The organism is Gammaproteobacteria bacterium (genome assembly GCA_033344735.1).
Taxonomy (GTDB): Bacteria; Pseudomonadota; Gammaproteobacteria; order UBA4575; family UBA4575; genus UBA1858.
This window is the reverse complement of sequence record JAWPMW010000001.1, coordinates 1380349-1401875: the sequence shown is the minus strand read 5'-3', so window position 1 is coordinate 1401875 and position 21527 is coordinate 1380349. Positions and strand designations below refer to the sequence as shown.

Here is a 21527-nt window from a genome sequence, read left to right as displayed (position 1 = left end):
TGTGTCTAACTACTTGGCTTTTTCTAGTGCTTGCTTCAGGTCATCCATAATGTCATCAATGTGTTCGATACCAATAGATAAACGAACTAAGTCCTCGCTAACACCGGCTGTTTTCAACTCTTCGGGGGATAGCTGCCTGTGAGTAGTGCTGGCAGGGTGGCAAGCTAAAGATTTTGCATCACCAATATTCACCAGTCGTACAATTAAGTTAAGTGCATCGATAAACTTGGCGCCTGCGTCAGCGCCACCTTTAATACCAAAACTCAAAATTGCTGAAGCGCGACCACCCATGTATTTGTCGGCTAATGGTTTGTCAATGTGGTTTTCTAAGCCTGCGTAACGAACCCAGCTAACCTGGTCATGGTCTTGTAAATATTTAGCGACTGTAATGGCGTTATCACAATGTCTGTCCATACGAACAGCAAGTGTTTCAATGCCTTGTAGAATTTGGAAGCTATTAAACGGGGAAATGGCTGATCCCATATTGCGTAATGGGACCACACGAACACGTCCAATATAAGCTGCATCACCCATTGCTTCGGTATACACAACACCGTGATAAGAGGGGTCTGGCTCATTTAACATTGGGAAACGTTGAGCATGCTTGGACCAAGGAAATTTTCCTGAATCAACAACAATGCCGCCAATAGTGGTGCCATGGCCACCCATATATTTTGTTAATGCGTGAACGACAATGTCTGCGCCATGTTCAAATGGTCTACATAGATAAGGTGAGGGAACGGTATTATCCACTATTAGTGGTACTCCATGGCTATGAGCCATGTCAGCGACGGCACTAATGTCTAAGACATTTCCCGCAGGGTTGCCAATGGTTTCAGCAAATACAGCTTTAGTATTGTCATCTATAAGAGCCTCCATTCCGTCAACATCATGTTGATCGGCAAAGCGAACTTCAATGCCTAGGCGTGGCAGTGTATGTGCAAATAAATTATAAGTACCTCCATACAGTGACGAGGCAGAAACAATGTTGTCGCCTTGTTGAGCGATAGCAAAAATGGCATATGTAATTGCAGACATGCCAGATGCTAGTGCTAATGCACCAATCCCGCCTTCCATTTCAGCCACACGCTTTTCCAACACTGAGGAAGTTGGATTCATAATTCGCGTGTAAATATTGCCTTCGACTTTTAGGTCAAATAGATCGGCTCCATGTTGAGTATCATCAAACGAATAAGAAGTGGTTTGATAAATTGGTACCGCTACTGCGTTGGTAGTGGGTTCGGGTGAATATCCGCCGTGAATAGCAATTGTTTCAATTTTCATAAGTTTTTCAAAGAGTAATAATTATTTAAGTTATTAGACTTTATGTATCCGTCTAACAATTGAATTTTAGCAGTGTTTGCCGATTGCGGGTTAGCAATTCATGCTTGTGAGCGAAGTCGCCAAGTAGGTTGCTTATGGTGATCAATTATATTCTGTCTCATCAGCCATTCGCTGGCGTCACTACTATCCACATAAAACCAGCGGGCAGTGGAGCCAAGGCGGAAGTTATAGCCCCAGGTGTTCATGTCGTGCATATGGATGGCTTTGCTGAAACCAAGGATATAATCGGAAAGTATTATCTGTAAAAAGCAGCATGCATTTTCTTCAATTGCAGAACCGCCCGCATCGTACGAGTTATTGCTGCGTTGATTGGGCAGCATGCAGATAAAATGACAGGCTTCATGGAGAAGTGAGTGGATCGGTGTATCTTGGCGCGCATAAAGTGTCGACTGAAGTCGGCCTGCTTCTGGTGTCCCCCAAAAGCTATAGGGAATATCTTCATCTCTACCTACTTCTTCTAGAGTGAGACGGTAACGGTCAAAAAGTGGGCGCAAAGTGGAGGCTTGGATGTTTTTTAAACTGTGCATTTCTACATTTGGTCGGTCGTTTAGTCTGCATTCGTGTAATTGACCGATATCAAATAGTGTAGCGAAATGTAATCAAGTGGGATACGATTTTGTTCATTTGAGGTATACTAGCGCCCGCCCGGTGGGCACTATTGTATGGATATTTAAATAGGAAAGATCACTGATGATTTTACATGTAAGACGAATAATTTTATTAAGCTTAATGGCAGTTAGTTCTCACACATATGCTGCCGGCGATATTAGTCGTGGTGAGATTCGTGGGGAAACTTGTCTCGGTTGCCACGGTGTTGTGAGCTACACTAACGTTTACCCTACTTATAAAGTTCCAAAATTAGGTGGTCAGCACGCTGAATATCTAGCGGCTGCACTCAAAGGCTACCGCTCAGGTGAGCGCTCGCATGGGACTATGCGTGCTCAGGCAGCTAATTTAAGTGACCAAGATATCGAGGATATCTCTGCTTACTTAGCGTCGCTTAAATAGTAACCACCTACAGTCATAAGATTTAGAATTAAAAGGAAATTAGATGAAACGCTTGATACTTATTTTAGCAGTACAAGTTGTATTTGCAGCGAGTGCTGTTGCTGGAGGTAATGTTGCTGCCGGAAAAGAAAAATCACAAACATGTGTTGCTTGTCATGGAGATGCAGGTATGAGTGCTGTAGCTACATTCCCTAATATTGCCGGTCAATATGAAGATTACTTATATGTAGCTTTGACGGATTATAAGTCTGGAGAAAGAAACAATGCGATTATGAGCGGGATCGTTGCTGCACTTAATGATCAGGATATGAAAGATTTAGCTGCATATTATGCTAGCTTAGAGGGTTTGGGCAATCTGGGCCTTCCAAGCAAATAATTCTAAATGCACTTAGTGGGTAGCTACTAAGTGCATTTACTTTCTTGCTAAGATTTATTCTGTCCCCACTCTTCTGGGGTATAAGCTTTAATAGTTAATGCATGTAGTTCGCCGCTGGCGATTTGAGCATTGACAGTCTTGTAGACTAACTGGTGTTCTTTAAGCATGCTAAGGCCTTCAAAAGCTGGGCTGATAACAGTCGCTTCATATTTACCACCATCGCCCGTCACTATGGCCTCTGCGTTGGCAATACCATCTTCAATTAATTTTTTTATTTCTGCTGTTTCCATAACTATTAATAATTAGTTGTGACAAATAAATTTGACTAATTGTAACGCACTGAACAAATTTATTTGCTATCTCTGACAGGGAAGACGACGTAATCACTTTGGCTCTGATGCAACTATGGTTGCTAATTCATCTCCAATTAGGGATTTTCTCCAACCTGAATCCAATCTACTTTGCTTGCCTAATACGAGATTTACCAGTGATTTTCGATTTGCTAATAAAGACGCAGAGGTATTGATCTGATCAGCGCGATTGCGCGTAAATGCCATCAGCTTCTTGATTAAAGCTCTTTGTTCTTTGCTAAGTCTGTTATCACTGGGTTCTTGAAGGTTATCAACGATATCGTCGGGAATAGACTGCTGTAAAATTTTGCTGATGTTACTTGAGTGGCGAATTGATTTTGGCGCATGCTCTTTTAAGCATTGTGAGATAGATTCGCGACTCAAGTCTTTAAGCTGGCATGTTTCAAGAATGGCGGGATCAGGTAATATCCAGCGCCTTGGCAAATTCTTTGTTTGTGCAGACTGTTCGCGCCAATAGGCAATTTTACGCACATAATAAAATTGCTCTGCGTTAAGCTTGCCTATCCCTTTAATCTGTTTCCAAGCTTCGTCTGGTGCGACAAAATAATTGGATGTAAGCAGTAATTTTTCACATTCTTCAACTTGCCAAGGCGTTCTATTTTCTTCCTCTAAATCAAATTCAAGCTTCTTGTATAATGGGCCAAGATGAATTACATCGTCTAAAGCGTAATTTATCTGTGCTGCTGTAAGAGGGCGTTTTTTCCAATCGGTGCGGCTTTCGGTTTTAGCTAAATGTACAGATGATTTTTGTGACACTAACTCTGCATAACTAATTTGTTCATCTAGACCTAAAATACTGGCAGCTACTTGGGTATCGAATAATGGCTGCGGAATAAATTGATACTCGGAAAACAAAACTTCTAAATCTTGACGACAAGAATGAAAAATTTTCAACTGAGATGACTGTCGAAGCAGTTTCAACAATGGATCGATATGATCTATGCTCAGTACATCAATGCATGCACTGGTCTCGTCAGTGGCGATTTGAATTAAGCATAAAATTGGGTAGTAGGTTGATTCGCGCAAAAATTCAGTATCCATAGCCAGCCATGGCGAGGGTGAGATTCGCTCTACAAACGATTCTAGATCAGTCACAGTGGTGATAACGTTAGGAGACATGAGATTTAATAATTTATGTATATTGTTAAAATAAAGAAAGCTTGCTTAGATAATTATATCTTGCTAATTCTGTTAGCCATATTGTCGCTTGATTTGTTAGTTTCTCAAGTAAACGCTGAATGGCAGTCACTATACTATCGAGATCACCCTCTGGTGGGGAAAATTTTCTACACACAAGATAAAACATGGATATCTGTAAAGGAGCTAAGTGCCAATATACGTAATGAGCAAATTATATTGCTAGGTGAAACACATACCAATCCGGATCATCATGTTGGTCAAGCGGGCATTATAGAAAATTGGCTCTCTACTGAAATAAAATCAGCTTTAGTGTTTGAAATGCTGGCCTATGATGATTGGAAGCAGTTTCTGAATCCAGAATTCACATTAGAACAATTGCATCAAACGCTTGAGGAGGATTCTGGTCGATGGGATTGGGAATTGTATGCACCTATATTGGAGGTGCAAATCAAACATCAATTGCCAATAGTAGGCGCGAACCTGACACGTACCCAGTTAGATGAATATTCTTCGGGCGAGCTATGTAATATCACACGTGATAAGTACACGATTGAGCTATGTGATTTGTTCTCAAGTGAAGAGGAATCTATAATTCAGCAGCTTATATTTGATGCGCATTGCGGTTATTTGCCACTAGAACATACTCAGCCATTACTGCGTATTCAAGTGGCTAAAGATGCATCATTTGCACTATCTCTAGCCAATATAGCTAGTACCCATAAAGTGGCTTTAATTGCGGGTGCAGTGCATGTTCGCAAAGATATCGGTGTGCCTGTACACTTGCAGAGCATGGGTAAGCAATCTGTCAGTATTGCTTTTTTAAATGTTGATCCTGATAAAATGCAAGTAGAACAATATATTGATCAAGCTGATTTAAATCAGCAATTTGATTACCTCTACTTTACTCCCAGCGAACGCAACCAAGACCCTTGTGTCGAATTTGCCGAGCAATTAAAAAAAATGAAAAAGTTAACTAAATAGTCACACTATCATGCAAGATAAAATTACAACTGATCGAATAAAAAGCCTGCAAAAACATTTAGAGCAAGAGAACCCGCTATTGGTGTCTGTTGTTGATAAATTTGTGGAACTGGACGAAGTGGGTTTGGGCCTAGGTGTATTAAATGCACGAGACTCCTATACGACAGAAATCTCATGGTGGCCACTTATTTCGATATTGGGGACGTTCTCCGCAGGAAAGTCTAGTTTTATTAACCAATATGTAGGTGACTCTATTCAGAAAACAGGCAACCAAGCAGTAGACGATAAATTTACTGTATTGTGCTTTAGTAGTGATAACTCAGTACGTGTGTTGCCAGGAATAGCTTTGGATGCTGATCCGCGGTTCCCATTTTATCAGATGAGTGAAGCAATAGATAAAGTAGCCGAAGGCGAAGGCTCAAGGATTGATACTTATCTGCAATTAAAAACCTGTCCCACTGATATCATGCGCGGGAGAATTCTTATCGATTCGCCAGGGTTTGATGCAGACTCTCAACGTGATTCTACTTTACGTATTACTGATCACATTATTAATCTGTCTGACTTGGTGTTGGTATTTTTCGATGCTAGACATCCTGAGCCTGGAGCAATGCGGGATACGCTAGAACATTTAGTTGCTGGTACTGTGCGCCGTAAGGATGCAAATAAGATAATGTTTATTTTGAATCAAATTGACACTACTGCAGCAGAAGATAACTTAGAAGATGTCGTCGCAGCATGGCAGCGTGCGATTGCTCAAGGTGGATTGGTTAGTGGTAGTTTTCATACACTCTATAATGAAGAGGCCGCTGTTAAAATTGAAGATTCGGGGTTAGAACAGAGATATAAAAAGAAGCGAGATGCTGACCTGCATGAAATCACTAAGCGTATAGCCCAAGTCAGTGTTGAGCGCGCCTATAGAATTATTGGTGCGCTAGAAAATTTTTCTAATCGCATTGAAAAAGAAATTGTTCCTGAGTTGCAAACAGCGGTAAGTGTATGGAAAAAACGTGTATTGATAGCTGATGCAATAGTGTTGATACCCTTATTTATCTTCTTTTTGTCTTACTCAATTTCCCATGGTTATTGGCAGGGGTTAGATTTTTCTATTCCGGGAATATCGGATGGCAATTACAGTAATCTTATGTCTAATTCATTATTAGGAATGGTCATCGTGGTATTTGTATTAGTTCATTTTGTGATTAGAGGTGCAATGGCGAAATGGTATGCGCGGGGTTTGGCGGAAGATGGATACTATGGGAATTTACGAGCAGCATTTCTCAAAAATACACGGTGGTTTAAAAGCATATTATTTAGACGCATAACTGGATGGGATCAAAAAGCTATTGAGAAAATTAGTGAGCTACGAGATTCAGCTGATGGTTTCGTTCAGAATCTAAATGATCAATATACAAATCCGTCAGGTTAACCTTTATAAATTGTATTATTCATAATCTAGAAGGAAATTTAGCTTGCGGTTAAATTTCTTCATAGCCAATTATTCGCTTGAAAACCGTAAAAGATAAGCATTTATCTCTGGGCTTTGCTTTGGCGGGCTTCGGAACGCTATTGTTTTCGTTGAAATCTATTTTCATTAAATACCTCTATGCTGAAGGCATGAATGCCGACGAAGTATTGGTATTGCGTATGGCATTGTCATTGCCAATTTATATGATGATTTTAGTTTTATCATTGCGCAATAGATCTACCGATGTAGCTTTAAATTTCCAGATAATAATTAAAATATTTATGCTTGGTTTCTTTGGTTATTATTTGGCTTCGTTATTAGACTTGATGAGTCTGGAGCTGATAAGTGCGCAACTTGAACGCTTGGGTTTATTCACATATCCATTTATGGTGGCGTTATTAGGTCATTTTTTCTTTAATGAACAAATAACCCGTCGAATAATTTTTTCACTAGTGATTACATATGCAGGTTTATATGTGGTTGTCGGGCAAGAATTAAAATTAACAGGTGATGGGGTGATTGAAGGCACATTTTTAGTATTGGGTGCAGCATTAAGTTTTGCTTTCTATGTGCTATTCAGTAAGCGTTATATCAATCAGTTAGGTTCGCAGTTATTTACATGTATTGCGATGATTTCTTCATGTGGCTTTGGATTGTTGCATGGTGTAATCGTATTGCAGTGGAGTGATTTAGCAATAAACCAAGTTGCGTGGCTTTGGTTGTTTATGTTGGTTGTATTAAGTACTGTCATTCCTAGTTTTCTGATGGTGGAGGCATTAAACCGCATAGGTGCAACTCAGTCAGGGATTGTAGGCATGTTGGGACCAATTATTACTATTGCACTAGCGATTTACTTATTAGGTGAACCATTTAGTGTGTCTCTAGTATTTGGTGTAGCATTGATGATGGTTGGTGTCGCAAATCTGATGATGAATAAAGATAAAAATAATTGATAACGCGTAAAGGATAGAGTTATAGCGTTTGTTTTTTTCTGTTCATTGGTTCACAAATAACTCTAGAAATTAGCGTTACTGTCGATATCTAAGGTAAGCTAAGTAGGTACTTTCTAAGGGAGGTATTTGTGCGAGAAAATCTTTTCGCCGATAGTTTTATAAGGCAAGTGCTAATTTTGTTGCTTGTATTATTTTTTTTTGGCGCCGCGTATTTAAATTCAGTGCTGTATAACCGTATAGTCCTAGAGCCGCAGGCATGGCAAGCACTTGATGGTGGCGCGGTGGCATTGATGTCGCATGCGCATGTAAAAGGTGAGGATGACCCTTATAAATTTCGCTTAGGTGATTGTAAGACACAAGTTAATCTTTCTGAAACAGGGCGTAATCAAGCAAAAAGAATTGGTAAGCGATTTCGTGAGCACGGTGTTGAAGTTGGAATTGTGTTGCATTCTAGTTGGTGTCGCACAAGAGAAACGGCCTTTTTGGCATTTCCAGGGATTAGCTTTATGGAATCATCGATTGATTCATTTCGTCTGCGTCCTGAACATGAGGCGTTTTATACTAGAAAATTAAAAGAGATTATTTTGAATTGGAGTGGGTCAAATGCTTTAGTATTGATGACGCACCCAGAAAATATTCTTGCATTAACAGGGATTAATGCGTCGAGTGGGGAAGCAGTGGTCGCTCGTTCCCTTAAAAACGATGTTGAAGTGGTAGGTAGAATAGTTTTTTAGTGAATTTTTCTAATCTAAATCTGTGGTTCTACGTACTGCGCGCATTACAATATAAATCCACGGCCAAACAATAGCGCTGGTTAATGCGGGAGACCAGTAAGTCCATGACTCTGGGTCTTGACCCAATACACCATACACCCACAGCGAAACACTCATGTGTGGCAATAAGATCATTGCAATGAAAAGTGCTTGTTGGTGCAGCGGATAAATGCGTACCCTTTGATGAAAGCGAATACTTATGAATGCGGTCAACGCAAATCCTAACGCATGTTGTGCTAGCAGTGCGCCACGCAAAACATCCACAATTAACCCAAGCCCCCAGGCGGAACCAACACCAATCCATCTTGGCGTTGTCATGCTCCAATAAATAACAAGCAATAAAATCCACTCTGGACGGAAAGGCTCTGCCCATACTGGGATAGGCATAATGGTAAGTAGTGTGGCGATAATAAAAGAGCCAATCAATACATAATATGTTCGTGTAGTTCTGTGCATACTATGGGTTGTCTTTTTTGTCTGAGAGTGGCTGTTCACCAATATCTTTTTCTGAATCTGTCTCTTCCTTTGGGGGAGGTGTGGTCCATAATAGTAATACTTCGCGAATAGTATCTAAGTCTGCTAGCGGTCTTGCTTCTACATGTAAAAATGCTTCACCAGGACGATTGTTAATGGTGGTAACTTCAGCAATAGGATAATTGGGAGGGTAGCGACCATCTAAACCTGATGTATGCAGTAAGTCACCGATGCGGATATCAGCTGAAGAAGAAACATTTTTTAATTCAACTCTATCAGTTTTACCGCTGCCAACTAATAATGCGCGTAAGTTAGTGCGATTAGTTTCGGCAAGTAACGCGTGGTTAGGGTCCGATATCAATAGTGCACTTGAATGCATTGGGAACACTTCAACAACTTGGCCAATTATGCCTTTTGCAGCAACTAGTGGTTGTCCTTCATAGACGCCTTGGCGTTTACCTTTATTGATTGAAATTAGCTGTTTAAATGGGTGTAAATCGACAGATAAAATTTCTGCAATCAATACTTGTTCATTAGAAATTTGCACAGGTGAATCTAGTAACTGTCGCAGGCGAGCATTTTCTTGTTCAAGTAGGGCTAGACGTTGCAACTTGGCTTGATTAAAGAGCGCTTGCTCGCGTAATTTTTCATTGTCAGAAATTAAGTCATTACGTGTGTTTAGATTTTCACTCAATATTTCGCTAATTGCTGAAGGCAAATGGGCAAGGTATTGAAGAGGGTAAGTGAGCGTTGCTAATGAAGAACGAACTACTTGTAAATGCTGATAGCGATGATCTACGGTCATAATAACAACCGACATGATTACCAGAATAAGAAGTTTAGATGAGGCAGATGCGTCAAATGTAAATAGAGGTTTTATAATGATCCTCCGTGCAACATATGCGGGCAGTTAACTGTTTAGTCTACAGTCAACAAATCGCTGCCAAATTCGTCAAGCATTTCAAGTACTTTGCCGCCGCCTCGAGCTACCGAAGTGAGAGGGTCATCCGCCACAATGACAGGAATACCTGTTTCTTCCATGATTAAGCGATCAAGATCACGCAGTAATGCGCCGCCACCAGTGAGGACAATGCCTCTCTCAGCTACATCAGCACCTAATTCAGGGGGAGTTTGCTCTAGAGCAGTTTTGACCGCGCTGACAATTCCATACAGTGGTTCCTGTAGCGCCTCTAGAATTTCGTTGCTATTGAGTGAGAAGCTTTTTGGTACACCCTCAGATAGATTTCTACCTTTGACTTCAATTTCTAGCATGTCTTTGCCAGGATAAGCTGTACCAATATCTTGTTTGACTCGTTCAGCTGTTGCCTCACCAATTAATACGCCATAATTTCGTCGTACATAGCTAATAATAGCATCGTCAAATTTATCGCCGCCAATACGGACTGAAGCTGAATAGACTATGCCGTTAAGAGATAAAACAGCCACTTCTGAAGTACCGCCACCAATGTCTAGAATCATTGAGCCACGTGCTTCATCAATGGGTAATCCGGCACCAATTGCAGCAGCAATGGGTTCTTCAATTAAGTATGTTTTTCGAGCACCAGCACCATCAGCCGATTCACGAATAGCACGACGCTCTACTTGGGTGGCACCACAGGGAACACATACCAAAACGCGTGGACTTGGCCGTAAGAGCATATTCTTATGCACTGCACGGATAAAATGCTGCAACATGCGTTCAGTGGTAGTGAAATCTGCGATTACACCATCTTTCATCGGGCGAATCGCTTCAATATTGGTCGGTGTGCGGCCCAGCATTCTTTTAGCGCCTGCGCCGACCGCTTCAATCGAGCGAGTGCCGGTATTCGGGTCATTACGAATGGCGACTACTGAAGGTTCGTTAAGAACAATACCTTTGTCTCGAACATAAATAAGGGTATTTGCTGTACCGAGATCAATAGAAAGGTCGTTAGAAAATAATCCTAGAATTCGTCCAATCATGTGGGAGAAATGTCTTTAATAATCATTGGAATAGAAAGGGTACTCTAACAGCGGGTATGGGTTTGGGCAAGACGTTATATATGGTACCTTTCTGTACCTGATAGAGGAGTAATTTATGGTACTTTCAACGGAAGATGTTCGCAATATTGCCAAACTGGCAAAATTGCAAATTAATCAAGATGAGCTAGAGCGCTACAAGCAAGATCTTTCTCGTATATTGGGGTTTGTTGAACAAATGAACCAAGCTGATGTGGAGAATATTGAGCCCATGGCACATCCACAAGACATGATGCAATCGTTACGTGCTGATGAAATCGCGGAAACTAATCAGCGTGAAAAGTTTCAGAAAATTGCGCCAGCGACTCAAGACGGTTTGTATCTAGTTCCAAAAGTTATCGAATAGATTTCGCGTTATTAGCATTCCACAACCTACTTTTAATTTATGCATAAGTTAACTATCGCACAGCAAGCGAAAGCACTCGCTGCTAAAGAATTTAGCAGTGAAGAATTGGTCAATCATTATATTCAGCGTATTGAAGCGCATGATGAACAATTGAATTCGTTTGTGACCTTTACGCCTGAACAGGCAATTGAGAGTGCTAAGCAAGCTGATGTGCGCAATGAGCAAGGTGGGATATTGAATGGCGTTCCAATTGCGATCAAAGATATATTTTGTACAGACGGAATAAAAACATCTTGTGCATCTCGCATGCTAGATAATTTTGTTGCACCTTACGATGCCACCGTGGTGATAAAGTTAAATCAAGCCGGCGCGGTATCTCTAGGTAAAACAAATATGGATGAATTTGCCATGGGTTCATCGTCTGAGTCGAGCTATTACGGCGCAGTAAAAAATCCATGGGATACTGAGCGTGTGCCTGGCGGATCATCGGGTGGCTCTGCTGCTGCGGTCGCTGCGCGATTAGCGCCAGCGAGTATAGGCACCGATACGGGAGGTTCAATCAGGCAGCCCGCTGCGTTATGTGGTATTACAGGGTTAAAACCAACTTACGGTCGTGTCTCACGTTTTGGCATGATTGCTTATGCCTCCAGTTTAGATCAGGGAGGGCCCTTTGGAGTTACATCTGAAGACTGTGCATACATGCTACAAGCAATTGCCGGGCATGATGCGCGTGACTCTACCAGTGTCGATCAACCGGTACCTGATTATGTTGCAGGTTTAAATCAATCCGTTAAAGGGTTGAGGATTGGATTGCCTGAAGAGTTCTTTCAAGAGGGGTTAGATCCAGATATTGCTGAAAAAATACAACAAGCCTGTGACGTGCTTAAAAGCCTAGGCTGTGAAATTAAACCAATCTCATTGCCAAACGCAAAACTAGCAATTGCCGCTTATTATGTAATCGCACCAGCGGAATGTTCATCAAATCTGTCACGTTTCGATGGTGTACGTTATGGCTATCGTTGTGAAAATCCAACCAGTTTAGAAGATATGTATTTGCGATCTCGTAGCGAAGGTTTGGGAGAAGAGGTTAAACGACGCATCATGGTCGGTGCTTATGCATTGTCTGCCGGCTATTACGATGCTTATTATTTGAAAGCGCAAAAAATACGTCGATTAATCAGTGAAGATTATCGTGCTGCTTTTAATCAAGTCGATGCGGTGTTAAGCCCAACCACACCCACGACTGCATTTAAGGTGAATGAAAAGTCAGATGATCCAATTACCATGTATCTCTCTGACATATACACGATCGGTGTCAATCTGGCAGGTTTGCCAGGCATATCCTTGCCGGTTGGTTTCCAACAAAACTTGCCAGTGGGGATGCAGCTAGTGAGTAATTATTTTGAAGAGCAAACATTATTAAATCTTGGGTATCAGTATCAGCTACAGACTGATCATCACCTGCAAATGCCTAAGGAGTTTGAATAGGGTATGAATATGGAATGGGAAGTTGTTATTGGGCTAGAGATTCATACCCAGCTAAACACTAAAACAAAAATATTTTCAGCGGCAGCCACTGCGTATGGTGCAGAGCCGAACACACAAGCATGTGCGGTTGACTTAGGACTTCCAGGAGTGTTGCCGGTATTGAATAGAGAAGCTGTGGCTAAAGCGGCAATGTTTGGTTTAGCGGTAGATGCCACGATTAATGATGGCTCTGTGTTTGATCGCAAAAACTATTTTTATCCTGATTTGCCAAAAGGCTATCAAATAAGCCAATTGGCCATACCTATTGTTGAGCACGGAAAATTAGATATTTCTTTAGAAGATGGTTCTACTAAATCAGTAGGCATCACACGCGCACATTTAGAAGAAGATGCTGGGAAGTCGTTACATGAGGACTTTGATGGTATGACAGGTATTGACCTTAATCGAGCTGGTACACCATTAATTGAGATTGTTTCTGAGCCTGAAATGAGTTCTGCTAAAGAAGCGGTTGCTTACATGAAGAAGATTCATTCTATTGTTCAGTACTTGGGTATTTGTGACGGTAACATGCAGGAAGGCTCGTTCCGTTGCGATGCTAATGTGTCTGTGCGTCACAAAGGGGATAAAGAGTTGGGTACTCGCACAGAAACCAAAAACCTCAACTCATTTAGATTTGTTGAACGTGCCATTAACTATGAAATAGAACGCCAAATTGATGTGATTGAAAGTGGCGGTCGCGTAGTGCAAGAAACGCGTTTGTATGATGCCGATGATGATTCCACTCGTACTATGCGAACAAAAGAAGAAGCTAACGATTACCGTTACTTCCCAGATCCTGATTTATTGCCTGTTAAGCTTGATCCGGAATTGCTGGCACAGCTACAAGAAGAATTACCAGAGTTGCCAGATGTAAAACAAAAACGTTTCTGCAGCGACTATGGATTAAGTGACGAAGACGCCGAACAGCTTAGTACTTCACGTGAAATGGCTGATTATTTTGAACAAGTCGTCGCAGAGGCAAATGGACAAGCAAAAATGGCAGCAAATTGGGTTTCAGGTGAGTTATCAGGTGCCTTAAATCAAAATAATCTAGACATTGCGCAAAGTCCGGTAAGTGCTGAACGATTAGCGCAACTAATCTCACGCATTTCAGACAACACAATCTCGGGCAAAATTGCAAAAGAAGTATTTCAAGATATGTGGAGCAGTGACAAAACTGCCGATCAGATCATCGAGGAAAAAAGTTTGCAACAAATCTCAGATGTTGGTGAGCTTGAAGCAATTGTTGATAAAGTTGTTGCCGAAAACCCTAAGCAAGTTGAACAGTATTTATCTGGTAAAGATAAAGTATTTGGTTTCTTTGTGGGTAGTGTTATGAAGCTGACTAAGGGAAAAGCAAATCCTGCTCAAGTAAACGAGCTATTAAAGAAAAAATTGGTTTAATTCTTAGAAAGAATTAATACTCATAAAGACATTTAAGTCTGCAGCCCCTTTGTTTAAATTGCTTTATAGAAATACTTGAAAGTTACCTGTTTCTTCTAAAACCAACATCATGAACGTACTAATTATATACGCACATCCAAATCCGTTAAGTTTCAATCAATCTATATTGAAGGTAATTAATTCATCCTTCAAAAACAAGGGTGCAACAGTACGCCTGAAAGATTTATACGCGGAACGTTTTGACCCGGTCTTGGATGAAGAGCAACTATCACTGCAAAATGAAGGCAGTCTGCCTGAAAATATTAAACGCGAACAGGAGCAAGTCACATGGGCAGATACAATTGTTGTTATATATCCATTATGGTGGTTTGACCGCCCTGCGATATTGAAAGGTTGGTTTGATCGTGTGTTTACAAAAGAGTTTGCATACAACTTCGATGAGAATGGTGTGCAAGGGTTATTAACTGGCAAGCGTGCTATTGTAGTAGTTACTGCGGGTGGCACTAAAAAAGACTTTGGAAAAAATGCAGATCAATTAACAAAAAGCACCACTGAAGGAACCTTAGCCTTTTGTGGTATTACTGATATTGTCGATCGAGTTTTCTATTCAGTACCAATAGTTAAAGCTGAAGAGCGAGCTAAAATGCTAGAAGAATTAGATGTGTTAGTGAAAAATTTCTAGCAAATGAAAGAATTACTAGTTGGCTTCTCTTAAAGTTTTTCCTTCCTGCTGCCATATAACCAACAGCTCATGCAATGCAATTGGTATTGCCGTCTCTAAATTATCTGCACAATAGTCTTTCAGCCAAATAAAAGTATCTTCAGGTGAAGTCGCGCCAGAAACATCATAAACATCACTCTCAGAGTAATTCACGCCAGACACAAATCCACTCGCCCAAGACTGATACAGGCGAATGTTCTGTACTGCTTGCTGAAAACCAACGTTCTTAGGTGTGATGTCGTGAATTAATTCTGTACATGTAGTGCCGCCCCAGCCTTGTGCGCTGAATGGATAGACTTCATTTGTGTTGGCCTCTTTGGTCTGAGTGCTAGCGCAGCCGCTTACAATGAAACTAACAATTAAAATCAATGTGTGATTAAAATATCTCAAGCGGATCATTATTGCATTATAGAATTTAAGATAAGTAGCATATGATTATTAGATTTCTATAATAATTTCATTGAAAAAGAAGCATGAGTTATTTGCTATTTGCACTAAAGCTAATTTTAAATTGAACCTTGATTAAATTTATTGCGGCCAAACGTGAAGAGACAGATCAACGCTGATATTAAAAACCACACGGATGCAGGTAAGGGCACCGGTGTTCCATAGAATTGAACTTCAGATAATCCTGCTCGGCCACCAAATCTATCTTGCCCGTCTAAGTCAGAAAATTTAACAAATCTCCCAGTGACATATAAAAATGATAAATCATGTAATTCTCCACCTAATTCATCGGGAATGTCGCTGGCAGATTTGCCATTGAATCGATAATTTTCGCCTTGATATCCTATTTGTCCTGGCGCGTGCTGTATGGATAACCTGGGCACCACCGACGCTTGTGAAAAGTCAGCATCTTGTGCATTTGTACCAATGCTAGAAACAAGTAAGTCTATCGTTTCTGGGCCAAAATCACTGTTTCCAAAGCCGTCATTAAAATTCCATATATGAATAAAGTTAATATTATAAACTGCACCCAGGTCAAATGTGATATCTGCAAATTCAGTTAAAGTGTTCCAGTGGAAACCATTTGGCTGCGTGGTTGTAGTGATAAGTTTACCTGTTAATGCATCAAGCCCAATGCCAGAACCATTAACGACATTGTCTTCATCTCGATTGACCTCTGGTGTGCTTGATCCAACTACATTTGTGTCGCCGGTGCCAATTGTGATCAGACTGGCAAAGCTAGAAGCTGAGATAATCATGAGTATCGTGAATGTTGCCAATGGAGATATTATTTTATTCAAGAAGTACTTTATTCTCATGTGAGTTCTCTCAGGGACGATAAAAATTAATTTGGTATAAATTATTCCAGTAGCTTAGAGCAAAACTGCATTGGAAGTAAGTAGGTGAAGTTAAAATAACCTCTATAAGAAAATTTGTCAGGCTAAAAATTATATGTAGTGATTCTGCTATTACTTTATTGATTAATGCTATATTTTGTAAAAATCAATCAATAATACACTATGTAGCGTAGAGGTTTCGTATGATCAGCAAAATAACAACGAGAGTTTTATTTGTGATGCTGTTTCCACATTGCCTCCAGGGCGCGACCATTTCCCAAACTGAATTTCTTGGTGCAAGTTTCACACTCACTTATGATTTTACTCCGATAGACGATGAGCCTTCTCCTGTTCCATTGCCAGCAATAGTTTGGTTGTTAACTAGTGCTTTATTTGCTTTGGGTATTTTGGGGCGACCGAATAAATAGAGGTTTGATTCTCGTCTAACTCCTAATATTTACTACCATTTTTTCTTTTTAAATCTAGCTAGATGATATAACTCTCTTTAAATTCAATAAATTGTTTGGATTTTTAAAGAGAATGATTGTTGTGGTTTATTATTGAATAATAATAATTTTGTCATATTAATTATGCTATTCTGACAAAATAAGAATAATAACTAAGGCAGCCATCATGTTAGTCAATCAAATATTACGCCTGTTAATTGCCAGTAGTCTTTTATTATCCAGTCAGGTATTTTCAGCGCAGGTTCGAGTTGATGTCAGCGGAGTTTTAGATGTAATTGTACTTGGTAGTTTTACTAGTAATGCATTTTCTTCTAGCTTCTTATATGAAACAGACACGAGTTTGTCTTCTGTAATGACGATAGATGCACCTAATGATGTTGGGTATATATTTGATGCGCCATATTTTGGTAGTGCAGTTGTAGGTAATCCATTAATGCCTACTTATGATGTTAACTATCAAGGTGTAGAGGTAGGTGTGGCAAATAATATCAATGTTGCAATTGATGATTTCCCAGGTGTGCCTGCTGGCATTTATGACGGCTTTGGTTTGCAGTCAACGTCACCCGGTGCTGTGTTGGATAGAGATGGTGTATTAAGTACTGGAATTCAGATTGGATTATTATTTTTCACTAATACCAACTTTTTCTCTGATGTGAATACAATTCCGGATGCGCCACCTAATGCAATGACTGATATAGGACAGTTTTTTGTTTTTGATTTTACTAACGACGAAATTAATAGAGCGGCAATTGGTAATATTAACTCCTTGACTGTTACCGCTGTACCTATTCCTGCAGCATTAATGTTATTTGTATCTGGCTTGTTAGTCTTGTTTGGAGTGCGGAAGCGAATTTGAGAATACTTGAGAGCAGGCTAAGATTTAAGTTAAGAAAAATATATTCTGTCATTAAATTCAGATAAATAAAAAGGCCGAGGTGCGTGCACCTCGGCCTTTGCTAGAACAGCAAATCTCTTCAGTTAATCTAAATTTTTCAGCACTTCACTCATGCTGTCTTTAGCGTCACCAAACAACATGTCAGTGTTTTCTTTGTAGAACAATGGATTGTCAACGCCGGCATATCCTGATGCCATACTTCTTTTAAGTACGATACAAGACTTTGCTTTCCAGACTTCCAGTACCGGCATGCCTGCGATTGGGCTGTTTGGATCTGTTTGTGCGGCAGGGTTAACGATATCATTCGCGCCTATGACAAGGGATACATCTGTGTCAGGGAAGTCTTCATTTAACTCATCCATCTCCAACACAATATCGTAAGGGACTTTGGCTTCGGCTAATAGAACGTTCATGTGCCCTGGTAGTCTTCCAGCGACTGGGTGAATACCAAATCTTACATTGACGCCATTTGAGCGTAGCTTTTTAACAATGTCACTGACAACTGTTTGAGCCTGAGCAACTGCCATTCCATAGCCAGGAACAATTATGACATTGCTAGCATCTTTAAGCAGTCCGGCAACCTCTTCTGCGGTGGCTGATGTAACTTCGCCAACTTCTTCGTCGCCACTCGCCGCGGAACTTCCGCCGGAGGTTCCAAAACCGCCCAATATAACACTGACGAAATTCCGGTTCATGGCGCGACACATAATGTAACTTAAGATTGCTCCACTGGAACCAACTAATGCACCAACAACAATTAATGCAATATTGCCAAGCATAAAGCCAGTTGCAGCAGCAGCCCAGCCTGAGTAACTATTTAGCATGGAAACAACCACTGGCATATCGGCACCACCAATGGCCATGATGAGGTGTATACCAATTACTCCTGCAATCACGGTCATTATCACAAGTGGCATCCACCCTGTTGCGTGTGATTCAGCATTGATAAATTCATAGCCGTAATACAAACACGCAAATAGCATGATTAAATTTAACCAATGACGTGCAGGAAGCATTAATGGTTTGCCAGAAATTTTCCCGCTCAATTTGCCAAATGCAATAACGGACCCTGTAAAAGTAATAATGCCAATGAATACCCCGAGGTAAACTTCAACATCATGTATAGTTTTTTCCGCGCCTTCAAAATGTGCAGTTGGGTCTAGGTAGCTCGCAAACCCTACCATCACAGCAGCAGCACCTACGAAACTATGAAAGCCTGCGACCAATTCAGGCATGGATGTCATTTCAACTTTTTTTGCAATGACTATTCCAACTAATGCACCAATGATCATGGCAGGGATGAATTTTTCAAATGCACCGACTTGACCGCTAAAGATAGTGGCTAAAATAGCAACGGCCATTCCAAGCATGCCGAAAACATTTCCTCGACGTGCAGATTCTTGATTACTTAGTCCGCCAAGACTGAAGATAAATAAAGCGCCTGCAGCGAGATAAGAAACAGTTAGTAATTGTGGATTCATTATTATCTCCCCTTAGTCGTCTTTACGGAACATTTGTAGCATGCGTTGTGTTACCGCAAAACCACCGCCTATGTTTATCGAAGCTATCAGTATCGAGACTAAAGCAAGCCACATTATCAGCGGACTTGAGCTGCCTACTTGAAGCAAGGAGCCAATAATAATCACACTACTAATTGCATTGGTCACACTCATTAGTGGTGTGTGCAGTGCTGGTGTGACATTCCAGATAACCATGTACCCAATGAAGCAAGATAAAACAAAAATAGAAAAGTTTTGCATGAATTCTGCTGGTGCAACTTTCCCTAACCAGAACAATCCTGCGGCGGCAATCAGCATAGTAATGATTAAACCCATTCCGCTTTTTTCTCTTTCAGGTTCAGGTTCTGGCATTGCTGCTTTAGGTGCAGCGGGTGCAGCCGAAACTGCAATTGGAGGTGGTGGGAAAGTGATTTCACCGTTTTTAACAACGGTTGCCCCACGAATCACATCGTCTTCCATATTAACGTTGATATTGCCATCTTTTTCTGGTGTTAAGTCATTCAACATATGGCATAAATTTGAACCATATAGTTGACTGGATTGATTTGGTAAGCGACTTGGAAGGTCCATATAACCTATAAGGGTCACACCATGTTTAACAACAATTTTTCCAGGTTCTGTTAACTCACAGTTACCGCCTTGTTCAGCGGCTAAGTCAACAATAACGCTACCTTCTTTCATGGATTCAACCATGTCAGCTAGAATCAATTTTGGTGCGGGTCTACCTGGAATCAAAGCAGTAGTAATAATAATGTCGACTTCTTTTGCTTGTTCTCTGAATAAAGCCATTTCTGCCTCAATGAATTCTTTACTCATTGTTTTAGCGTAGCCAGTAGAAGAAGGGCCATCATCTTCTTCTTCAAATTCAAGTTCTAAGAATTGTGCACCCATACTTTCCACTTGTTGCTTAACTTCTGGGCGAGTATCAAATGCTCGAACAATGGCGCCGAGACCATTTGCAGTGCCAAGTGCGGCTAAGCCAGCTACTCCAGCACCAATTACCATAACTTTTGCTGGAGGTACTTTGCCGGCTGCAGTTATCTGACCAGTAAAGAATCTTCCAAACTGATTAGCAGCTTCAATAACAGCACGATAACCAGCAATATTTGCCATGGATGATAATGCATCCATTTTTTGTGCACGTGAAATTCGTGGCACAGAGTCCATAGCTAACGCGGTTACGTTTTGTGCCTCTAGTTTTTTGAGTAAATCTTCATTCTGAGCAGGCCATATAAAACTAATTAAAGTGGTGCCTGAAGACATCAGGCTAACCTCATCAACACCAGAAGAGTTTGTCTCTGGTGAGCGAACCTTTAAAATAATGTCGGCGTTAGACCAAAGCTGTGCCGTGTCAGAAATGACTTCTACACCTGCTTCTCGGTAAGCAGCATCAGTAAAGTTTGCACTTGCGCCAGCACCGGCTTCTATGGATGTTTCGAATCCAAGCTTTTGCAGACGCTTGGCTGTATCCGGCGTCATCGCAACGCGGCATTCATTTTCGTGAATTTCGTTAGGTACACCGATCTTCATAACTGCATACTCCTCTCCCGAGTAAATTATATCCGGAACACAGGTCTAGCTTGCAGCTGCAAACAAGCAACAAAATCAATAATAGATTAAGCGACTAAATTGTTTGAACGATAAAAAGACATTTCACTTCCTGGTGTATGGTGATATCCGTTTTGTTAACTTGCCTATCTTGCAATATAGATCAGGGTTGTCGGAATTATTATATTTAGTAATTTGAGCTATAAGCTCTGCTTGTGATACTACCGCAAATAGAAAGTATATTAAATATTGAAATAACCACATATAATGCAAGGTCAATATCAATCTATTTATCTGATAGGAATTAAAGCATAGCCTTTTTGCTGGTAGCCAATTAATGAAACGAATGTATTGCCTACAGGTTTAACTTCAGAAATGATGGTGTTGTTATCAATACCTAAAATACGCGAAGCAACCGAGCATGATTCCATTTTTACTCCCGGCTTATTGCTTAGTGTTTGAATTAAAGCAAGTAACTCTTCTAGTGCCAATTCTTCTTCCAGTTCTAATTCTAATGGCTGTGAAGACAATAATTTCAATACGCGTCCATGAAATGTGAAAACCATATCAGGTTTAACGTTTTGCTTAAGTAAATCTTCATAAGTCTCGTCAATCACTTTCATGACGAATAAAAGACGACTAGGTTTGCTTAAAGTGACATCCCATATCACTTTGCCTGTTTCTATCCCTTCTAATGCATCAGCATCATTTGGATTTCCAGCATGTACGTTAGTTAGCTGTAATACTAATAAAATGTTAACGAAGCTAAGTGTGATTATGCGTTGTAATTTCATGTTGAACCTCGGGGAGTCAATGGTTGTATGCTGGAAATTATTACACATAAACACGCAAGATATGATCTGTGTCACTTAATGATCTTTGGCGTAAACGATAATGTCTTTAGTAATC

Annotated in this window: 24 protein-coding genes; 12 read left to right on the top strand and 12 right to left on the bottom strand. The window is 40.5% G+C overall.

Going from position 1 to position 21527, the window contains the following annotated elements; translation table 11 throughout:
• Positions 1-9 precede the first annotated feature (9 nt).
• Together R8G33_07160 and R8G33_07155 are read right to left on the bottom strand one after the other, a co-directional pair.
• Positions 10-1284 (bottom strand): bifunctional O-acetylhomoserine aminocarboxypropyltransferase/cysteine synthase, encoded by a 1275-nt coding sequence (locus tag R8G33_07160; GenBank protein MDW3095431.1) that lies wholly within the window; start codon positions 1282-1284, stop codon positions 10-12.
• A gap of 98 nt (positions 1285-1382) precedes the next feature.
• Complete coding sequence (locus R8G33_07155) at positions 1383-1871, bottom strand: hypothetical protein (GenBank protein ID MDW3095430.1); 489 nt, start codon at positions 1869-1871, stop codon at positions 1383-1385.
• A 202-nt stretch (positions 1872-2073) separates the two neighbouring features.
• Here R8G33_07155 and R8G33_07150 point away from each other — a divergent pair, with 202 nt between their 5' ends.
• Both R8G33_07150 and R8G33_07145 read left to right on the top strand, forming a co-directional pair.
• On the top strand, positions 2074-2352 hold the full coding sequence (locus tag R8G33_07150; protein MDW3095429.1) for a cytochrome c: 279 nt from the start codon (positions 2074-2076) through the stop codon (positions 2350-2352).
• Positions 2353-2395: 43 nt separating this feature from the next.
• Positions 2396-2728, top strand: a complete 333-nt coding sequence (locus R8G33_07145; GenBank protein MDW3095428.1) for a cytochrome c — start codon at positions 2396-2398, stop codon at positions 2726-2728.
• A 47-nt stretch (positions 2729-2775) separates the two neighbouring features.
• Here the strand turns inward: R8G33_07145 and R8G33_07140 are convergent, their stop codons facing one another.
• Both R8G33_07140 and rnd read right to left on the bottom strand, forming a co-directional pair.
• Positions 2776-3018: a BolA/IbaG family iron-sulfur metabolism protein gene (locus R8G33_07140; protein ID MDW3095427.1), complete on the bottom strand. Its 243-nt coding sequence runs from the start codon at positions 3016-3018 to the stop codon at positions 2776-2778.
• A 93-nt stretch (positions 3019-3111) separates the two neighbouring features.
• On the bottom strand, positions 3112-4218 hold the full coding sequence (gene rnd / locus R8G33_07135) for a ribonuclease D (GenBank protein MDW3095426.1): 1107 nt from the start codon (positions 4216-4218) through the stop codon (positions 3112-3114).
• A 15-nt stretch (positions 4219-4233) separates the two neighbouring features.
• Between rnd and R8G33_07130 the strand changes: the two genes are divergently transcribed.
• The 4 genes from R8G33_07130 to R8G33_07115 all read left to right on the top strand — a co-directional run bounded on the left by R8G33_07130 (position 4234) and on the right by R8G33_07115 (position 8375).
• The gene (locus R8G33_07130) at positions 4234-5220 is read left to right on the top strand and encodes a ChaN family lipoprotein (GenBank protein ID MDW3095425.1); all 987 of its coding nucleotides are present in this window, start codon (positions 4234-4236) and stop codon (positions 5218-5220) included.
• A gap of 10 nt (positions 5221-5230) precedes the next feature.
• Positions 5231-6649, top strand: coding sequence for a dynamin family protein (locus tag R8G33_07125; GenBank protein ID MDW3095424.1), 1419 nt, complete (start codon positions 5231-5233; stop codon positions 6647-6649).
• Between the two features lie 77 nt (positions 6650-6726).
• Positions 6727-7641 (top strand): DMT family transporter, encoded by a 915-nt coding sequence (locus R8G33_07120; GenBank protein MDW3095423.1) that lies wholly within the window; start codon positions 6727-6729, stop codon positions 7639-7641.
• 128 nt (positions 7642-7769) lie between these two features.
• Positions 7770-8375, top strand: a complete 606-nt coding sequence (locus R8G33_07115) for a histidine phosphatase family protein (GenBank protein ID MDW3095422.1) — start codon at positions 7770-7772, stop codon at positions 8373-8375.
• Positions 8376-8384: 9 nt separating this feature from the next.
• On the opposite strand, the gene mreD is transcribed toward R8G33_07115, so the two are convergent.
• From mreD to R8G33_07100, 3 genes are all read right to left on the bottom strand, one after another.
• Complete coding sequence (gene mreD / locus R8G33_07110; GenBank protein MDW3095421.1) at positions 8385-8870, bottom strand: rod shape-determining protein MreD; 486 nt, start codon at positions 8868-8870, stop codon at positions 8385-8387.
• A 1-nt stretch (position 8871) separates the two neighbouring features.
• The gene (gene mreC / locus R8G33_07105) at positions 8872-9720 is read right to left on the bottom strand and encodes a rod shape-determining protein MreC (GenBank protein MDW3095420.1); all 849 of its coding nucleotides are present in this window, start codon (positions 9718-9720) and stop codon (positions 8872-8874) included.
• 86 nt (positions 9721-9806) lie between these two features.
• The gene (locus R8G33_07100) at positions 9807-10850 is read right to left on the bottom strand and encodes a rod shape-determining protein (protein MDW3095419.1); all 1044 of its coding nucleotides are present in this window, start codon (positions 10848-10850) and stop codon (positions 9807-9809) included.
• Positions 10851-10965: 115 nt separating this feature from the next.
• On the opposite strand from R8G33_07100, the gene gatC reads away from it, so the two are divergent.
• The 4 genes from gatC to R8G33_07080 all read left to right on the top strand — a co-directional run bounded on the left by gatC (position 10966) and on the right by R8G33_07080 (position 14866).
• The gene (gene gatC / locus R8G33_07095) at positions 10966-11253 is read left to right on the top strand and encodes an Asp-tRNA(Asn)/Glu-tRNA(Gln) amidotransferase subunit GatC (GenBank protein MDW3095418.1); all 288 of its coding nucleotides are present in this window, start codon (positions 10966-10968) and stop codon (positions 11251-11253) included.
• 39 nt (positions 11254-11292) lie between these two features.
• The gene (gene gatA / locus R8G33_07090; protein ID MDW3095417.1) at positions 11293-12741 is read left to right on the top strand and encodes an Asp-tRNA(Asn)/Glu-tRNA(Gln) amidotransferase subunit GatA; all 1449 of its coding nucleotides are present in this window, start codon (positions 11293-11295) and stop codon (positions 12739-12741) included.
• A 9-nt stretch (positions 12742-12750) separates the two neighbouring features.
• A complete protein-coding gene (gene gatB, locus R8G33_07085) occupies positions 12751-14184 on the top strand; it encodes an Asp-tRNA(Asn)/Glu-tRNA(Gln) amidotransferase subunit GatB (GenBank protein MDW3095416.1) in 1434 nt (477 codons plus the stop codon).
• 109 nt (positions 14185-14293) lie between these two features.
• Complete coding sequence (locus tag R8G33_07080; GenBank protein MDW3095415.1) at positions 14294-14866, top strand: NAD(P)H-dependent oxidoreductase; 573 nt, start codon at positions 14294-14296, stop codon at positions 14864-14866.
• 15 nt (positions 14867-14881) lie between these two features.
• On the opposite strand, the gene R8G33_07075 is transcribed toward R8G33_07080, so the two are convergent.
• Together R8G33_07075 and R8G33_07070 are read right to left on the bottom strand one after the other, a co-directional pair.
• Positions 14882-15304, bottom strand: coding sequence for a hypothetical protein (locus R8G33_07075; protein MDW3095414.1), 423 nt, complete (start codon positions 15302-15304; stop codon positions 14882-14884).
• 107 nt (positions 15305-15411) lie between these two features.
• The gene (locus tag R8G33_07070; GenBank protein MDW3095413.1) at positions 15412-16170 is read right to left on the bottom strand and encodes a hypothetical protein; all 759 of its coding nucleotides are present in this window, start codon (positions 16168-16170) and stop codon (positions 15412-15414) included.
• 221 nt (positions 16171-16391) lie between these two features.
• Between R8G33_07070 and R8G33_07065 the strand changes: the two genes are divergently transcribed.
• Complete coding sequence (locus tag R8G33_07065; GenBank protein ID MDW3095412.1) at positions 16392-16616, top strand: hypothetical protein; 225 nt, start codon at positions 16392-16394, stop codon at positions 16614-16616.
• Between the two features lie 205 nt (positions 16617-16821).
• Positions 16822-17511 carry a hypothetical protein gene (locus R8G33_07060; protein ID MDW3095411.1) on the top strand — a complete coding sequence of 230 codons (690 nt, stop codon included), beginning with the start codon at positions 16822-16824 and terminating at the stop codon, positions 17509-17511.
• Between the two features lie 122 nt (positions 17512-17633).
• On the opposite strand, the gene pntB is transcribed toward R8G33_07060, so the two are convergent.
• From pntB to R8G33_07045, 3 genes are all read right to left on the bottom strand, one after another.
• Positions 17634-19031 carry a Re/Si-specific NAD(P)(+) transhydrogenase subunit beta gene (gene pntB, locus R8G33_07055; protein MDW3095410.1) on the bottom strand — a complete coding sequence of 466 codons (1398 nt, stop codon included), beginning with the start codon at positions 19029-19031 and terminating at the stop codon, positions 17634-17636.
• Positions 19032-19043: 12 nt separating this feature from the next.
• Positions 19044-20600 (bottom strand): Re/Si-specific NAD(P)(+) transhydrogenase subunit alpha, encoded by a 1557-nt coding sequence (locus R8G33_07050; GenBank protein MDW3095409.1) that lies wholly within the window; start codon positions 20598-20600, stop codon positions 19044-19046.
• Positions 20601-20908: 308 nt separating this feature from the next.
• Positions 20909-21412 (bottom strand): DsrE family protein, encoded by a 504-nt coding sequence (locus tag R8G33_07045; GenBank protein ID MDW3095408.1) that lies wholly within the window; start codon positions 21410-21412, stop codon positions 20909-20911.
• Positions 21413-21527: the final 115 nt, after the last annotated feature.

Bases quoted from the DNA above. Each gene is read 5' to 3' on its own strand.
- R8G33_07160 (MDW3095431.1), bottom strand. From the start codon at position 1,284: ATGAAAATTGAAACAATTGCTATTCACGGCGGATATTCACCCGAACCC.
- R8G33_07155 (MDW3095430.1), bottom strand. From the start codon at position 1,871: ATGCACAGTTTAAAAAACATCCAAGCCTCCACTTTGCGCCCACTTTTT.
- R8G33_07150 (MDW3095429.1), top strand. From the start codon at position 2,074: ATGGCAGTTAGTTCTCACACATATGCTGCCGGCGATATTAGTCGTGGT.
- R8G33_07145 (MDW3095428.1), top strand. From the start codon at position 2,396: ATGAAACGCTTGATACTTATTTTAGCAGTACAAGTTGTATTTGCAGCG.
- R8G33_07140 (MDW3095427.1), bottom strand. From the start codon at position 3,018: ATGGAAACAGCAGAAATAAAAAAATTAATTGAAGATGGTATTGCCAAC.
- rnd (MDW3095426.1), bottom strand. From the start codon at position 4,218: ATGTCTCCTAACGTTATCACCACTGTGACTGATCTAGAATCGTTTGTA.
- R8G33_07130 (MDW3095425.1), top strand. From the start codon at position 4,234: ATGTATATTGTTAAAATAAAGAAAGCTTGCTTAGATAATTATATCTTG.
- R8G33_07125 (MDW3095424.1), top strand. From the start codon at position 5,231: ATGCAAGATAAAATTACAACTGATCGAATAAAAAGCCTGCAAAAACAT.
- mreD (MDW3095421.1), bottom strand. From the start codon at position 8,870: ATGCACAGAACTACACGAACATATTATGTATTGATTGGCTCTTTTATT.
- R8G33_07100 (MDW3095419.1), bottom strand. From the start codon at position 10,850: ATGATTGGACGAATTCTAGGATTATTTTCTAACGACCTTTCTATTGAT.
- gatC (MDW3095418.1), top strand. From the start codon at position 10,966: ATGGTACTTTCAACGGAAGATGTTCGCAATATTGCCAAACTGGCAAAA.
- gatA (MDW3095417.1), top strand. From the start codon at position 11,293: ATGCATAAGTTAACTATCGCACAGCAAGCGAAAGCACTCGCTGCTAAA.
- gatB (MDW3095416.1), top strand. From the start codon at position 12,751: ATGGAATGGGAAGTTGTTATTGGGCTAGAGATTCATACCCAGCTAAAC.
- R8G33_07080 (MDW3095415.1), top strand. From the start codon at position 14,294: ATGAACGTACTAATTATATACGCACATCCAAATCCGTTAAGTTTCAAT.
- R8G33_07075 (MDW3095414.1), bottom strand. From the start codon at position 15,304: ATGATCCGCTTGAGATATTTTAATCACACATTGATTTTAATTGTTAGT.
- R8G33_07070 (MDW3095413.1), bottom strand. From the start codon at position 16,170: ATGAGAATAAAGTACTTCTTGAATAAAATAATATCTCCATTGGCAACA.
- R8G33_07065 (MDW3095412.1), top strand. From the start codon at position 16,392: ATGATCAGCAAAATAACAACGAGAGTTTTATTTGTGATGCTGTTTCCA.
- R8G33_07060 (MDW3095411.1), top strand. From the start codon at position 16,822: ATGTTAGTCAATCAAATATTACGCCTGTTAATTGCCAGTAGTCTTTTA.
- pntB (MDW3095410.1), bottom strand. From the start codon at position 19,031: ATGAATCCACAATTACTAACTGTTTCTTATCTCGCTGCAGGCGCTTTA.
- R8G33_07050 (MDW3095409.1), bottom strand. From the start codon at position 20,600: ATGAAGATCGGTGTACCTAACGAAATTCACGAAAATGAATGCCGCGTT.
- R8G33_07045 (MDW3095408.1), bottom strand. From the start codon at position 21,412: ATGAAATTACAACGCATAATCACACTTAGCTTCGTTAACATTTTATTA.